Here is a 15,093-nt window from a genome sequence, read left to right as displayed (position 1 = left end):
ACCATCTTGTAGTGGCTAAATCATTTGAATAATTTGAACGCCGTACTGTCTTACATTCAAAATCAACCAAAACAGGCTTTAAAATCAGAGTTAAGGTCATCTATTTTTAATTAAAACCAACTCATTTTTGGACAAATGTGCGTTAGACATAATATTTAATACTGCCGATTTGAAATATTTAACGACGGAATTATCGCAATAACCATTGAGATAATCATCATTATCGTGATGATGTAAACACTATTAATAGTGAAAATATTGGTGCTAATGTTTAATCCGTATTGAGTCATTAAATAATCTTGAGACACCATTAAAGTAATGGTTAATATCAATCCAGCCGCAATGATGCTTGATAGCGTAATGAATAAAGCTTCGACAGCAATCAGTAAAAACAGAAAGTGAGCCGGAGCACCAATAACTTGCAGTAATCGAATTTCATAATGCCTTTCACGCACCGAAGCCAATAACATGGCACATACGCCTAAACAAGCTGAAAGAAATACCAATAACGACACTATAAGCAGGGTATTTTCCAGCACGCCCATCATTTGCCACAACTCCGACAATACCACACCGGGTAAAATGGCGATTAATGGCTCTGATGGAAACTGATTAATATCACGCTGTATCGTAAAAGTGGTGATTTTTGATTCAAGTCCTAACATAAATGCGGTGATGTGACTTGGTTGCAACAGAGCTTGCTGATTAACCGACCCTGACATGTCAGTATGTATCGCTTCGATACTTTGTAGACTCACATGAAGAGTATGATCGACTGGCGTACCTGTGGGAGATAAAATACCCACCACAGTAAACGGTTTATCTTTGTGTAAACTAAAACTAGTCGCAACAATACCATGGGCTAACACTAACTCATCACCTAACTGATAATGTAATTTAGCCGCCACAGTAGATCCCAGCACAACTTCATACACGTCAGAAAATATATGGCCTTGGCAAAATACTAACGAATGTTTTTGTCCATACTCAACATATTTGAAAAAGTCTTGATTAGTTCCCAACACACGAAAACCTTTATGGGAATCTCCAAGAGAAAGAGGCACAGCCCATTTTACTTTGGGGTTTGCAGCAATCATTTCAAAGGAATGCCAACTGATATTATTTGTCGGTGATCCAATTCGAAATACAGAATAAAGTAATAAATTAAGGTTACTCGTTCTGGCTCCCACGATTAAATCGACTCCAGATACCGTATTAGCAAAACTCAATTTTGCTTGATGCCGTACATGTTCAACGCCCAATAACACCATGATACTGATTGTCATGGCCAACACAGAAAGCAATACAGACCCTTTACGAACCGCAATGCTTTTCAAAGCAAGTTTTACAAACATGAAAGATGATCCTAGCGTTGATTTATATCACTTAATGCTTCAACGCGATTGAAGTATTGTGATAACGACATGTCATGACTAACAAATAACAAGCTGATGTGACTTTCTGCGACAATCGACATTAACAATGCCATGAAAGCATCACGATTTTCATGATCTAATGATGAAGTTGGCTCATCTGCAATCAATAGTGATGGTTTATTGATTAACGCTCGAGCAATTGCCACTCTTTGTTGTTGTCCTAAACTCAACTGATTAACTGGAATACTCCAATCCCGCTTAGGCATATTTAAGGTTGTCAGTAGGATGTTAATGTTATTGTTAAGGTGATGGTTAGATAATTTATTCGCAAAATAGCTGGCTAGACGGATATTATCGATTGCGCTGAGATACGGAATTAAATTGAACTGTTGAAACACATAGCCGATGTGTTTTGCTCTAAATTGGTTGCGTTGACGACCATTCATATGATCTATACGTTGATCAAGTATTGTTAATTCACCAGAAGAAACAGGTAAAACACCACTTAATAAGCCTAAAAGTGTAGATTTACCACATCCAGAAGGACCATATATAAACGCTTGTTCAGCTTGGGGTAATGACCAAGAAGAAATACCCAAAACAGGGGACTTTTGTTGTGGATAATGAAACGTTACATCACTGAGCACAATACTCATGGTTTATCTTCTCGCAAAAATAAGTGTAATATCGAAATGATACACTGTATCATTTCGATATTACACTTATTTATACGGTAAACAAAAAATGTTACGAACGATGATATTAAGCAGTGTAGCAATACTGATGGGGTTGTTAGTGGGTTGTAATAATAGCAGTGCGTCTAAGAGTGAAATCGAGCACAGTGTAATTGATGATGCAGTAATTCATGATGTGGCTCCGACGTATAAAACAGTAGAGTGGACTGACCTAATGCCGAAAAGTGACTTAGATGCATTACTAAATCCACCGGAATATCTTGATAATATTGAAGACGGCTCATTTGAAGATGTTATTAGTAATCAAGTATTCAATGCCCTTACCTCTGCTAACGATGATCGCTATCAACAAGCATTAATTTCAACTAACATCATCAAGGAAATGGTAGATCAACCGATTAGAATTCCAGGATTTATTGTTCCATTAGAATTTGATGACCAGCAAAATATAACCCAATTCTTTTTAGTACCTTACTTTGGCGCCTGCATCCATATGCCGCCACCGCCACCCAATCAAATGATCTTTGTCAGCTCATCACTCGGCATTTCATCAAATAATCTTTATGAGCCTTTTTGGATTACCGGCATATTGAAAACAGCCATTAACGAAAATGAACTGGGCACAGCAGCCTATACTATGCATATCACCACTATTGAACCGTATACTGAAGAGGAATAAGCAAAGTCTTGATTTAACATCCTCAATAAAACGTGATGATAGTGAAACACAATATTCCATCATCACGTTCATTAATGTGCCAATAGGATGTTTGATTTATTGAGAGGAGCCTACATCGCCTGAGCAACGTTAGTGCGCTAGCTCAATCACATTGAGCATCCATCCTCTTGATACAACTATTATTATGTTTGCAGCGAGCAAAGTTAGCCCAATGTGCAATGACAACTAAGGTCGCACCCAATAATGTTAATACTTTCTCACCAGACTCACCGATTAAATCATGTCCTAATAACGCAGCAAACATTAACAACATTATTCCTGTAGCCCCAATCAATAAAAATCGATATTGACGATGCTTTTTAAAACCGGCCGCCAATGCGTATAAACTAATAGGGATAACCGCAATTAATAGCCAAGTATGAAAGGCTTCATTATCAAGTTGCCATACGCCCAAACTGGGTAATAAAACTAATAATAATGGCAATAATAAACAATGAATAACACATAAAGATGAGAGCGTAATGGCACATTTATCCATGATTACTTGCATTGTTCTCATTAAGACTTTTTCCTCTATTTAGGCTAATTTCGTATTTTGATTGGGTACTGGCTATAACATGCGACGCGTTGAAAAAATCAATTCTTCTACAAAACAATGATAATGGTCATGCCGCAGAGGCTAGACATTCATTACAGATGCAATTGATTTCCAATTGAGGACTAACAAGCTGAAAACCTGCATTTTTTACAGTACTCTGAAGTTCAGTAATCGTCGACTTATTGATAGTAATTTCTTTAACGATATGACAAGTACTGCAGATTAAAAACTGTGGAACACCATGTTCATGCTTACAAGTAATGTGAGAGCAAGCAATATACTTGTTGGCTAACTTAAGCTTATGAACTAAATTCTCTGCTTCTAAAAAGTCGAGGATACGATATACCGACATTGCCGGAATTTTTTCGCCACTTTGTTGTAAAAACAAATCAATTAATTCGTACGCCGACAACGCTTTACTCGACTGGACTAGCGACGACAATATTTGTTTTCTCTTAATGGTTAAACGTGCACCATGACTTTTACAATTTTGTTCCGCATGTTCGATAATCGTGTTGACGTTATTCATTGGGTTATCTCAAACTAATCATGTTGTTTTTACCGCTCAGTGTAACCGCCCCCTGATGGGTGTCGGTAATCCACATAGAACGAATATGATGAATACTAGGAAAAAGTGCAAATACTGTAACAGCAATACTCGAAAGCTCTGACATGTTTTCACAATTATACCGATAGTAAGCCGTCACATCATTATGCCGTTCATGTGCGCTATGTTCATCTATTTGAGATTTAGTTGTATCATCACTATTCTGGCTCTGAGACAGCTCAAAAGCTTCCACACTATGAGATACCAACGTGCAACCTCCGCCATTAAGCACAAACAATTCATCTACTTCACTCAGCACAGTATTCATCTCTTTAAATGCACGTTTATTTGATTCAGAGTTAGCAGGATGCTCAAAACCAACGAGATCAGATGTGGGAGTCGTTAAGGTGATATCAACAATGTTGTTATCAACAGCAATAGTCATCGTCGATACCCCATGGGTATGAACATTTGCCGCGTAAACGTATGAACTACTCAAACTCACCAACAAACTAACAAAACAAATCAACTTAAAACAAGTAAATCGAATTAAGCGAGCTTGTAATCGTTTAGCATCATCTATTGATATTTCCATCTTTCATTCTCCGTTTTATAGGATAAACAAGCATAAAAACTCGCCTAACATTTGATGTTATTGAATAAAGTCTAAGGTTAACAATAAACGAGACTCCCCCACAGCTAACGGTGGCGAACGATGGACCAAACCAGCCTCTTGTTGTTCATCCCACATTTCACCTTTTAACAATGCGACATCACCACAATTAAGTTGCTGAATGTTGTGGGGTTTAGAAATCAGTCCCGATTGTTCATCAGGTAAACCTTTATTCCCTGCGCCTAATTTACTTCTATTGACCCCAGCGTGTTCCAACCATTGAGTTGCGGCGCCTTGATAAGTAGTGATCAATCGACAAGGAATACGGTCAACATGAAAGCGGGGGCACATTGCATGTTCTAAAATAGTTAACCGAAGCCCTGCGTGTTCAATACCAAATAAACAACAAAACATACTCACTAATTGTGCTATATCATCCGCAATTACAGTCATGGCAGCGGTTGGCTCAAATGCGCTAAATAACTGTTCATGGGCGTCTTGTTCGGTCACTTTTAAAATTGCTTGCTTCTTAGTAGACGTTTTCAGAAATTCGCCCACTGCCGATGTTAACTCATCAGGCATCACACGGTGCCAAATGGCAATATTTGTCTCTTGTTGGTAAATCGATGGAAATACTTCCAACGACTTTCCCTGTACAGAATTGCGAATAATCGTATTGTGCAAATTAAACGTATCTAGCGATTCAACCATACTCATACAATATCTCCCCATTGAGGAAAGGGATCGCTAAGCGTTTGCCAATAGTCTTGCCCTTTAACAAACTCTTCATTGGACAATAAACAGTCATTGAGCGCTTGTTTCATCGCTGTTATATCTAATTGTTGACCAATGAACACCAACTCCTGACGCATGTCACCATAGGGCTCCTGCCATTGTTCATTTATTGCCGCTAACGATTCTTCATCCGTTGGCCACTCATCCGCAGGTACCGCTTTCCAAAACATCCCAGAAATATTATAACGGGCAATGCCACCGGCTTGATTCCATTGCCCAACAAACTCGGGTTGAGTTGCAAGCCAGAAATACCCTTTTGAGCGGATTAATTTTCCAAATGGTTCAGTATTGTGTAGAAAGTGGTGAAATTTTTGCGGATGAAATGGACGTCTTGCGACAAAGTTGAAGCTGCTAATCCCATACTCCTCGGTTTCCGGAATATGTTCTCCACGCATTTCTTTGAGCCAACCTGGTGCTTGTTGCGCCCGTTCAAAATTAAATAAGCCTGTATTTAACACTGCATCAATATTTATGTTGCCTGCTACAATAGGAATAATTTTAGCATTTGTGTTGAGAACCTTGAGAATAACAATTAATCGATTAAGCGAGGAGCTATCAACCAAGTCAGTTTTACTGATCAATAAAACATCTGCAAATTCAACTTGTTCAATGAGCAAATCCGTAATGCTTCGCTCATCTTCATCGCCAAGAGATTCGCCAGTTTCTTGTAAGTCTTGCGCCTCATCGTAATCTTTTAAAAAATTAACCGCATCAACAACCGTTACCATGGTATCTAACGTTGCAACCTCAGACAGAGACACACCATTTTCATCTGCAAAAGAAAATGTTTCAGCCACCGGCAAAGGCTCAGAGATCCCAGTAGATTCAATAATCAAATAATCAAATCGTCCCTCTTTTGCTAGCAGGCCAACTTCAATCAATAAATCTTCACGTAAAGTACAACAGATACAACCATTACTCATTTCAATCAGTTTTTCATCACTGCGATTAAGAGATATCTCGTTTTTAACAACCGCCACATCGATGTTAATTTCACTCATATCATTAACAATAACAGCCACTTTTTTACCTTGACGATTATTAAGAATATGACTCAACACCGTCGTTTTACCTGCGCCTAAAAAGCCAGAAAGTACTGTAACAGGGAGTTTTTTTATTTGTGTCATTAAAAATTTTCTCGAAAACAAGAATTGAGATATGTTACAACGTATCATTTGTGTTTTCTAGTTAAATTTATTAAAAATAATCTTCCCATTAATTAAAACGACCACATGCTTAATTTTTGTACTTCAAGTTCTGTACCGGACTTTATTTAACGTTCATTTATCACTTGAATAATAATAAGGCCTGATGCCTCTAAACACTCGGTAGTATTAAAAATTTAATATACTCAAAGTTGAGTTAATCCTAATGGCGTAACTAAAATACAATGGGGCATAAATGATTTGCATACCTTGCTTGCAATTGGCGTGATTCAACTCTGAACTTGAGGACGTTGAAGAAAATTGCGTGAAGCTCACATGGCCTTTCTCGCACATCCATGTGCTACAAGGCATTCAGGCATCCTGCCTATCAGATGTGAGCTTAGCTTTCGAGGTACAGGTCGTTTCTTGGCGTCCAGCCATCACGACATTCGTGAATCCATTCACATCAGATGTACCATCGGAAGCGTTAGTATTTTCACTCCTTAATACAAGATGGGCCGAAGTGAGGCTACAAACGAAGTTCAACGCTGGATAAATCGCCATGGCGATCTTTTCGCATTTAATATTTAAGTCAATGGGGAAAATGTTGCCGGGTAGCTGGGCTAATTCTTTTATAAAGAATAAAGAGGGAACAGCCGCTGGTTTCCTTTTGGTCTGGTGTGGGTGAAGCGCCACGACGTTAGTGGCCGCAGGCCATATTCAAAATTAACTTAGGCCATACATGAATCAGAGTGATAAACGGATAAACAATAATGCCTACAGCAACTAAAGCCGGATAAAGTACGGTATCGCAACTAAGATTATTCCCATAATCAGCAAAGTGGTCACGCTGGCAACAAAATAAGGAAACACGATTAATGCCATTCCTACACACAAGGGAACAATCGCCCTTTGGCGCTTACCATAAACAAAATACCCCATGCCTATAGCGCCAAATAGCACACTCCACATGATCATTGATGCACTGCCCATCTGTGTTCCTCTTATCTAATCATCTTGCTATTTGAACCTTTAAATAAGGTTATAGCATGGTTATTGTTTTTCTATCACGTCTCTATGATAAATCCAGATCATCGTTGGTGACATTATTCAGGCAGTAGAGTTAATCAAACTGCCCTCCCCAATCCTTAATAACCAATCCTTAATCCTTGAACACTGAACACTGAACACTGAACACTTAGCAGAATACATCACCCATATGAATAACATTAATACCTAACATTAGTCGGAGAGAATAAGGCTGTGGTTGTAGAGTGACACACTCCAAAAAAATACTGGTGAAATTGGCTAAAACAAACAGATTTAATCAATATAGCTCACGCTATGTGCTCAATGACTCTGCCGTTTTTCAATCAATATCGAGCTCATGGCTCTACAATCTATATCTGCACGAATTAGGCTATTTAGGGACAAAGGCCCATTTTAAAATGATATTTTATCAATCAAAAACCTAAAAATAACTGCAGCTGTAATGATTTCATGTAAAATCTCTTCGTTTTTTACAACAAACCATCAACCAAAGCCAGATAACATTTAACCCATACAGAACAGTGTCTTATTTTTTATAATTAGTTTCCTATCTTATTTTGTCACTGGAATGTTGTGATCTATATCAAGTTATAACTTGATAATTACAGCACTAATCATTAGTATCGTTATTAATTGAGCGTTCAATTAACAACTCTTAATACAGATAACGGACCCCTTTTATGTCAAGACCTACAATGAAAAACGTCAGACAACAACAGCTGATAGATGCCACGTTAATGTCAATCGAACGTCATGGGTTACAAAACACTACTATTAATACCATTAGTGGATTGGCGGGAATGTCATCAGGGATCATCAGCCACTATTTTGGTGGTAAACAAGGGTTAATTGAAGCCACGCAGAAATTTCTGTTAGAGGAATTGAAGCAAGCATTACTGACAAGAACGTCAGGCAAAACATTAACCCCAATAGATCGGCTTTCAATGATCGTGGAAGCAAACTTTACCGAATTACAACGTTCAACAGCCGCGACAAAAACATGGTTAAGCTTCTGGTCCCAAGCGATGCACGATCCTGGGTTAGCAAGATTGCAAAACATTAATAGTCAGCGGTTATACAGCAACCTGCTTTTTTCGTTTAAACAATTATTACCCAATGCAGCAGCTGTTAATGCAGCCAAGCAAACAGCGGCAGTAATTGATGGTTTTTGGTTACGCAGTGCGTTGAGTACCACCCCAATAGAAGATTTTAAACAAGCCCAAATTTTATCTAAAGCCTTTATCAAGGCTGTGATCGTGCACAACGGAGTAGAATAATGTCATCGTTAATTATTTATCAAAATTATATCCATGGAAAATACCAATCAAACGGTACAGGCGAAACATTTGAAGTGATCAATCCTGCTACTGGAGAAGTCAGCTATTTAGTTGAAGTAGCAACCGAGTCTGTGCAAAAAGCCGCCATAGAGAGTGCCAAAGCAGGTTTTGCAGTTTGGTCAGCGATGATGCCGATAGAACGTAGCCGCATTTTATTAAAAGCCGTTACCCTACTCCGTGAGCAAAATGATGAGCTTGCTGCAGGTGAAGTATTGGATACCGGTAAGCCATGGCAAGAAGCCTCGGTTGTCGATATCGTTACTGGCGCTGACTCTATAGAGTTCTTTGCCGGACTCGCCCCAAGTATTGAAGGCAATCAACAGCCTGTTGGCGCTGACTTTTATTATACTCGCCGTGAGCCGTTAGGTATTTGTGCTGGTATTGGCGCATGGAACTACCCGTTACAAATTGCTTGTTGGAAAGCAGCCCCTGCATTGGCTTGCGGCAACGTAATGATTTTTAAACCTTCAGAAGAAACACCTCGTGGCGCAATGCGTTTAGCAGAAATATTCACTCAAGCGGGTGTACCAGATGGCGTGTTTAACGTTGTTCAAGGTGACGGTAGAGTTGGCGCATGGCTAACCACCAATGAAGATATCGCTAAAGTGTCATTTACGGGCGAAGTCGGAACCGGTAAAAAAGTCATGGCCGCTGCTGCGGGTTCACTAAAAGACGTGACTATGGAGCTAGGCGGAAAGTCGCCATTGATTATCTTTAACGATGCCGATGTTGAAAATGCGGTATCAGCAGCAATGTTAGCGAATTTCTATACTCAAGGTGAAGTGTGTACCAACGGTACTCGTGTGTTTGTGCAGCAAGATATTTATCCGCGCTTTATCCAACGTTTAAAAGAACGTACTGAACAAAACATCGTTTGCGGAGACCCAATGCACCCTGACACCAATTTTGGTGCATTGATTTCACGCGACCATCAGCAAAAAGTACTCGACTACATTGAAATCGGTAAAAAAGAAGGTGCCACCTTATTAACAGGCGGAACAGCATTAACGCCTGACAATGCACCGAATGGTTTCTTTGTGGCACCGACGGTATTTACAGATTGCACTGATGAGATGACGATTTCAAAAGAAGAAATATTTGGCCCTGTGATGTCAGTATTTACCTTTACTGATGAAGATGAAGTCGTTAAGCGTGCCAATAGTACTCACCTAGGCTTAGCGGCAGGTGTATTTACGCAAGACATTACCCGTGCACATCGTGTTATTCATCAAATGCAAGCCGGTATTTGTTGGATAAATGCTTATGGTGCCTCTCCTGCAGAAATGCCGGTTGGTGGTTACAAGATGTCTGGTATTGGTCGTGAGAATGGCTCTGAAACATTAAAAGCATACACCCAAATAAAAGCTGTTTACGTTGGTATGCAGTCACTTGAAAGCCCATTTTAGGAGTGACCCATTAATGTCTACGCAAATATCTCATGAATACGATTATATTATTGTTGGTGCCGGTAGCGCAGGTTGTGTATTAGCCAACCGCTTAACGGAAAATCCAGACAATAAAGTCCTGATACTTGAAACCGGTGGTAGCGACAAGAGCATTTTTATTCAAATGCCTACGGCACTATCTATCCCTATGAATACTAAAAAGTATGCATGGCAGTTTGAAACCGAAGCCGAACCACATTTGGACAATCGCCGTATGCATTGCCCGCGTGGCAAAGTGTTAGGCGGTTCATCATCAATTAATGGCATGGTCTACGTACGTGGTCATGCGCGTGATTTTGACGAGTGGCAGCAACAAGGTGCAAAAGACTGGGATTACGCTCACTGTCTGCCTTACTTTAAAAAAGCTGAAACATGGTCTTTTGGCGGTAATGTTTATCGCGGTGATAAAGGTCCATTAGCGGTTAATAACGGTAATGAAATGAAAAACCCGTTATATCAAGCTTTTGTGGATGCAGGTGTCGATGCCGGCTATCTAGCCACTGATGATTACAATGCTAGTCAGCAAGAAGGCTTTGGCCCAATGCACATGACCGTTAAAAATGGTGTGCGTTGGTCTACGGCAAATGCGTACCTTCGCCCTGCGATGAAACGTCCGAATTTAACCGTGGTCACTCATGCGCTTGTACATAAAGTGATTATGCAAGGCAAAACGGCTGTCGGCGTTCGTTACGAACGTAAAGGCGAGCTAATAGATGTTAACTGCAATAAAGAAGTGATTTTATCTGCAGGTTCTATTGGTTCACCGCATATTTTACAACTGTCGGGTATTGGTGATTCAAGCACGTTAGCTAGCGCAGGCATTGAACAAGTACATCAATTACCCGGTGTTGGTCAGAATCTGCAAGACCACTTAGAGTTTTACTTCCAATTTAAGTGCTTAAAGCCTATTTCGCTCAATGGCAAAATTGACCCGTTAAACAAATTGTTTATTGGTGCTCGCTGGATTTTTAATAAATCAGGTTTGGGCGCAACTAACCATTTCGAATCATGTGGATTTATCCGCTCAAAAGCGGGTTTAGAGTGGCCGGATCTACAGTACCATTTTTTACCTGCTGCTATGCGTTACGACGGTAAAGAAGCATTTGCTGGCCATGGTTTCCAAGTTCATATTGGCCACAATAAACCTAAAAGCCGTGGCGCCGTAACGGTTGTATCAAATGATGCCAAGGTTGCGCCACAAATTCAGTTCAATTATTTATCGCATCAAGATGATATTGAAGGCTTTAGAGCGTGTGTGCGTTTAACCCGTGAAATTATTAATCAACCGGGTTTAGATGAGTATCGTGGTGAAGAAATTCAACCAGGCTTATCAATACAGACCGATGAAGAAATAGACCGCTTTGTAAGAAGCTCAGTAGAAAGTGCTTACCACCCTTCTTGTTCATGCAAAATGGGTGAAGATGAGATGGCGGTTGTCGACTCTGAAACAAAAGTTCACGGTATTCATGGTTTGCGAGTGGTTGACTCGTCAATTTTCCCGACCATTCCAAATGGTAACTTAAACTCCCCTACTATTATGGTCGCCGAGCGCGCTGCCGACATCATTTTAGGCAACAAACCTCTTGCGCCAAGTTTGGCAAAAGTGACTATTGCTGAGCAATGGCAAACATCACAACGATTACAAGCGCCTAAACGACAAATTGATTAACACCCATTCGTCGATGTGTATTCATTTACACACATCGACAACAGGTTGATGGCCAACCTACATTTTTGTAAATGGCCTATTTAGCCAAGTTCAATCTATCAGGGTTTAACTATCGTCATCACGATACTTAAGGCTTGAGGGCGTTTTGCCTTTAAAAATTGTTCTATGGCATAAAAAACATACAACAAGGAGCCAACATTATGTTCGCACACACTATTCACCCGGGAGTTAAATAATGACGACCTGGTTATCAATAGGCATTTTATTCACTTTTGCCGCTATCGCATTTGTTATTTATCGTTGGGGTAACATGCAGTGCATTGGTGTGACACCGGTGCGTAAATTTACCTTTATTGCCATTTTGTTCACTTCAGGGCTTGATGTTGGCTTAATCATGTTTCCGTTAACTGAATTTGCTGGTTATGCAGATTTAGCAACCAGTCCAGAATATGGATTTAGTAATCCGTTAGCCATAGAGTTTGGTTTTTGGGCCTGCTTAATTTGGGCGTTTTACTTTTTAACCTGCTTCTACTTTTGTGTTATTGAACCAAGAGTTAAGTATTTTGAAATTCCATTGATAAAGTTTATTAATAACGTAGTGATCATTGGTACATGTGCCTTTACCGCTTATTTGTTATTAACTAACTTACCGTGGTATTTACCGCAATTAGGTGATGGTGAAACCGTTGTTAGCAGCTTCTATTTAATCGTGTTTATGGTTATTGCCGCCGCAGTGTATTCAAGCACCAGTATTCGCTATGTTCGTTATCTTAGTTTAGGCAGTACCTGGTTGTTCTTTGGTTTAATCGCCATCATGTGGGCGGGCGCATTTTTATCAGACGATTCTAGTGTGGGTGAGTTCTTTACTACATTTGCATTAATTGGTGACTATTTTGGCAACATCCATAACTTTGTACTTCCAATAAACGATTACCACGAATTTTACCTATTCTGGTGGTTTGCATGGAGCATTATGATTGGTCAATTTACCGCTCGTTTTGTGGGTGGAATGAAAACCTATCAAGTATTAATAGCCATGATGGTATTCCCTTCAATCCCAATCGCGATTTGGTTCACGGTTCTGTACTACTACAGCGCAAATGGTATTGATACGTCAGGTTTTTATAATCTAGCAATGGTGATTGTAGGGGTAATGTTTGTTATTAACTCACTCGATTCACTGGTTCGTTTATATACAGATAACTTAAACCTTACCGTTGAACGTTTTGGTAAAGTACCTTATATCATCGGTAATGTAGTGGTACTGAGTGGCTTAACCTTGTTATTCAAACTAGACTTTTTACAAATTCAATGGGTTGGCGCTCTCGCTATTGCCTTGATATTAAGTTGTTTCGGATACATTTTAAAATCGCACTACCGTAAAGTGACTGATATAGAACGTTCTCCAAAAGAAAATAAAATCGATTTTACTAAAATCGAATTAGCAGACTAAACAATAATAATGATCCAAGGAATAATGATGAACACCACAATGAAAAAATTAGCCTTATTAAGCTTATTTGCTTTACCGACTTCAGTAATGGCTGGTGAGTTAAGCACAACCGTTAATGCAACCTCTGACTATACCTTTAATGGTGTTAGCCAAACAGACAATGATCCTGCCTTACAAGCTAGCCTAGACTATGCTGCCGATGACGGTTGGTACGTTGGAGCTTGGGCATCGAATGTTGACTTTGGCAGTGCTGATGACACTTGGCTAGAACTTGATTTTTACGCAGGTAAATATTTTGAACTAACAGACAGAGTGTCTGTAGATGCGGGTATTGCATATTACACTTACCATGGTGATGATGCCTCTGATGAGTATTACTACCCAGAGATTTACACTAAGTTTGGCTATGCTTCATCGCTTGGTCAAAGTGAATTAAACTTTTGGTATTCATGGGATTACTTTGGTGTTGATGCTGACCATTACATCATGATGGTTGCTCATACCTTTACCATTGCAGAAGGTCATGACATCCGTGTTAGTTTTGACCGCTCTACTTCGCAAGACGAAGACAAATGGGCATGGGACGGTGACAAGTCTTACAACCATTATCGCGCAGAGTACTTAACCAGCTGGGAAGGTTTTGACTTCAACGTTGCCGTTGAAGACACGAGCATGGACACAGACTTAAGCGATACCCGCGCAGTATTATCGGTATCACGTACTTTCAGTCTATAAGTTGTAATTGCTGATAAAATAGCTAAGCAGAATAATGTCTATGACATTATTCTGCTTTTTTTGATATTGGACATGAGTAATAAGCCGAATTCTGCTAAGGTGCATGGTGAATTATGAGGGGATTATGGAAAAATACGAACAACTATTAATTTCATTGCGCCGGGTGATCAGAGCTATTGATATACACTCACGTCAATTAAATAAACTATCGGGTCTAACTGGACCACAATTAATGGTCATACAGAAAATTGATCAACTTGACGCTCCACTGGCCAAACAAATAGCTCAAGAAATTAATTTGAGTGCAGCGACAGTGACGACCATTATTGATCGATTAGAAAATCGTGGCATGGTGATTAGAACGCGCAGCGAAACCGACAAACGGAAAGTTCATTTATCGTTAAGTGACGCAGGTAAAACGTTATTAAATAGCGCACCTAAACCACTGCAAGAACATTTTATTATGCGTTACCAAAACCTTGAAGAATGGGAACAAAGTCAATTATTGTCTGCCGTTGAGCGGATAGCTACCATGATGGATGCCAATGAAATTGATGCTGCCCCTGTTTTATATGTAGGCCAAATTCAACTAGACGATCAGTCTTAGTCAACACCCTTTTCTATTCATAACGTGATGGTTCATAGAGTTACAGGCCTCTCACGTTATGTTTCATTCCTAGACAAGCCTAGCTTCAAGCTAACATTTGATTCCAAAGTGTGACTAACCCAAAGATCTTATCATCAGCATCCTCCTCTATTGTAAAGTCTCCCCACCAATTCAATAACACTTAATATTCAGCTCAATTTTCTGACGATTGTTATTAATAAAGAGCGGCACGCCTGATATTCAACCAGAGCGCGAGGGATTTTATTCTTTCAATCTAATTCACAAATTTCAGACGTAAAAAAGCCCCAACTAATGTTGAGGCTTTTTTACACCACTCTCTATTACTAGA

Annotated in this window: 15 protein-coding genes; 7 read left to right on the top strand and 8 right to left on the bottom strand. The window is 39.6% G+C overall.

Features of this window, described 5'->3' with window-relative positions; translation table 11 throughout:
• Positions 1–155: 155 nt before the first annotated feature.
• The gene (locus AAEY97_RS15955; protein WP_192114870.1) at positions 156–1,355 is read right to left on the bottom strand and encodes an ABC transporter permease; all 1,200 of its coding nucleotides are present in this window, start codon (positions 1,353–1,355) and stop codon (positions 156–158) included.
• Positions 1,356–1,366: 11 nt separating this feature from the next.
• Positions 1,367–2,032, bottom strand: coding sequence for an ABC transporter ATP-binding protein (locus AAEY97_RS15950; RefSeq protein ID WP_192114869.1), 666 nt, complete (start codon positions 2,030–2,032; stop codon positions 1,367–1,369).
• An 88-nt stretch (positions 2,033–2,120) separates the two neighbouring features.
• Here AAEY97_RS15950 and AAEY97_RS15945 point away from each other — a divergent pair, with 88 nt between their 5' ends.
• Positions 2,121–2,750 (top strand): DUF3299 domain-containing protein, encoded by a 630-nt coding sequence (locus AAEY97_RS15945; protein ID WP_350999960.1) that lies wholly within the window; start codon positions 2,121–2,123, stop codon positions 2,748–2,750.
• 142 nt (positions 2,751–2,892) lie between these two features.
• On the opposite strand, the gene AAEY97_RS15940 is transcribed toward AAEY97_RS15945, so the two are convergent.
• From AAEY97_RS15940 to AAEY97_RS15915, 6 genes are all read right to left on the bottom strand, one after another.
• On the bottom strand, positions 2,893–3,309 hold the full coding sequence (locus AAEY97_RS15940; protein ID WP_192114868.1) for a MerC domain-containing protein: 417 nt from the start codon (positions 3,307–3,309) through the stop codon (positions 2,893–2,895).
• 106 nt (positions 3,310–3,415) lie between these two features.
• On the bottom strand, positions 3,416–3,877 hold the full coding sequence (locus tag AAEY97_RS15935) for a Fur family transcriptional regulator (protein WP_192114867.1): 462 nt from the start codon (positions 3,875–3,877) through the stop codon (positions 3,416–3,418).
• A 4-nt stretch (positions 3,878–3,881) separates the two neighbouring features.
• Positions 3,882–4,490 (bottom strand): ZrgA family zinc uptake protein, encoded by a 609-nt coding sequence (locus tag AAEY97_RS15930; RefSeq protein ID WP_192114866.1) that lies wholly within the window; start codon positions 4,488–4,490, stop codon positions 3,882–3,884.
• A 57-nt stretch (positions 4,491–4,547) separates the two neighbouring features.
• A complete protein-coding gene (locus tag AAEY97_RS15925; RefSeq protein WP_192114865.1) occupies positions 4,548–5,225 on the bottom strand; it encodes a DUF1826 domain-containing protein in 678 nt (225 codons plus the stop codon).
• Positions 5,222–6,430 (bottom strand): zinc metallochaperone GTPase ZigA, encoded by a 1,209-nt coding sequence (gene zigA / locus AAEY97_RS15920; protein ID WP_194956082.1) that lies wholly within the window; start codon positions 6,428–6,430, stop codon positions 5,222–5,224. The genes AAEY97_RS15925 and zigA overlap by 4 nt, the downstream gene beginning before the upstream one ends.
• An 804-nt stretch (positions 6,431–7,234) precedes the next feature.
• A complete protein-coding gene (locus AAEY97_RS15915) occupies positions 7,235–7,441 on the bottom strand; it encodes a hypothetical protein (RefSeq protein ID WP_101088339.1) in 207 nt (68 codons plus the stop codon).
• Positions 7,442–8,178: 737 nt separating this feature from the next.
• Between AAEY97_RS15915 and betI the strand changes: the two genes are divergently transcribed.
• From betI to AAEY97_RS15885, 6 genes are all read left to right on the top strand, one after another.
• Positions 8,179–8,775 carry a transcriptional regulator BetI gene (gene betI / locus AAEY97_RS15910; RefSeq protein WP_101088340.1) on the top strand — a complete coding sequence of 199 codons (597 nt, stop codon included), beginning with the start codon at positions 8,179–8,181 and terminating at the stop codon, positions 8,773–8,775.
• Positions 8,775–10,241 carry a betaine-aldehyde dehydrogenase gene (gene betB, locus AAEY97_RS15905; protein ID WP_192114864.1) on the top strand — a complete coding sequence of 489 codons (1,467 nt, stop codon included), beginning with the start codon at positions 8,775–8,777 and terminating at the stop codon, positions 10,239–10,241. Before betI ends, betB begins: the two co-directional genes overlap by 1 nt.
• Positions 10,242–10,254: 13 nt before the next feature.
• Positions 10,255–11,949, top strand: a complete 1,695-nt coding sequence (betA, locus tag AAEY97_RS15900) for a choline dehydrogenase (protein ID WP_182744768.1) — start codon at positions 10,255–10,257, stop codon at positions 11,947–11,949.
• A 235-nt stretch (positions 11,950–12,184) separates the two neighbouring features.
• Positions 12,185–13,402, top strand: a complete 1,218-nt coding sequence (locus tag AAEY97_RS15895) for a BCCT family transporter (protein ID WP_101088343.1) — start codon at positions 12,185–12,187, stop codon at positions 13,400–13,402.
• Positions 13,403–13,429: 27 nt separating this feature from the next.
• Positions 13,430–14,137, top strand: coding sequence for a TorF family putative porin (locus AAEY97_RS15890; RefSeq protein WP_101088344.1), 708 nt, complete (start codon positions 13,430–13,432; stop codon positions 14,135–14,137).
• Between the two features lie 124 nt (positions 14,138–14,261).
• Positions 14,262–14,744, top strand: a complete 483-nt coding sequence (locus AAEY97_RS15885; protein ID WP_101088345.1) for a MarR family winged helix-turn-helix transcriptional regulator — start codon at positions 14,262–14,264, stop codon at positions 14,742–14,744.
• The last annotated feature ends 349 nt before the right edge of the window (positions 14,745–15,093 follow it).

It is taken from the genome of Shewanella sp. TB7-MNA-CIBAN-0143 (assembly GCF_040310065.1).
Taxonomy (GTDB): Bacteria; Pseudomonadota; Gammaproteobacteria; order Enterobacterales; family Shewanellaceae; genus Shewanella.
The sequence above is the reverse complement of the archived record's forward strand: the minus strand, read 5'-3'. Positions and strand labels throughout refer to the sequence as shown.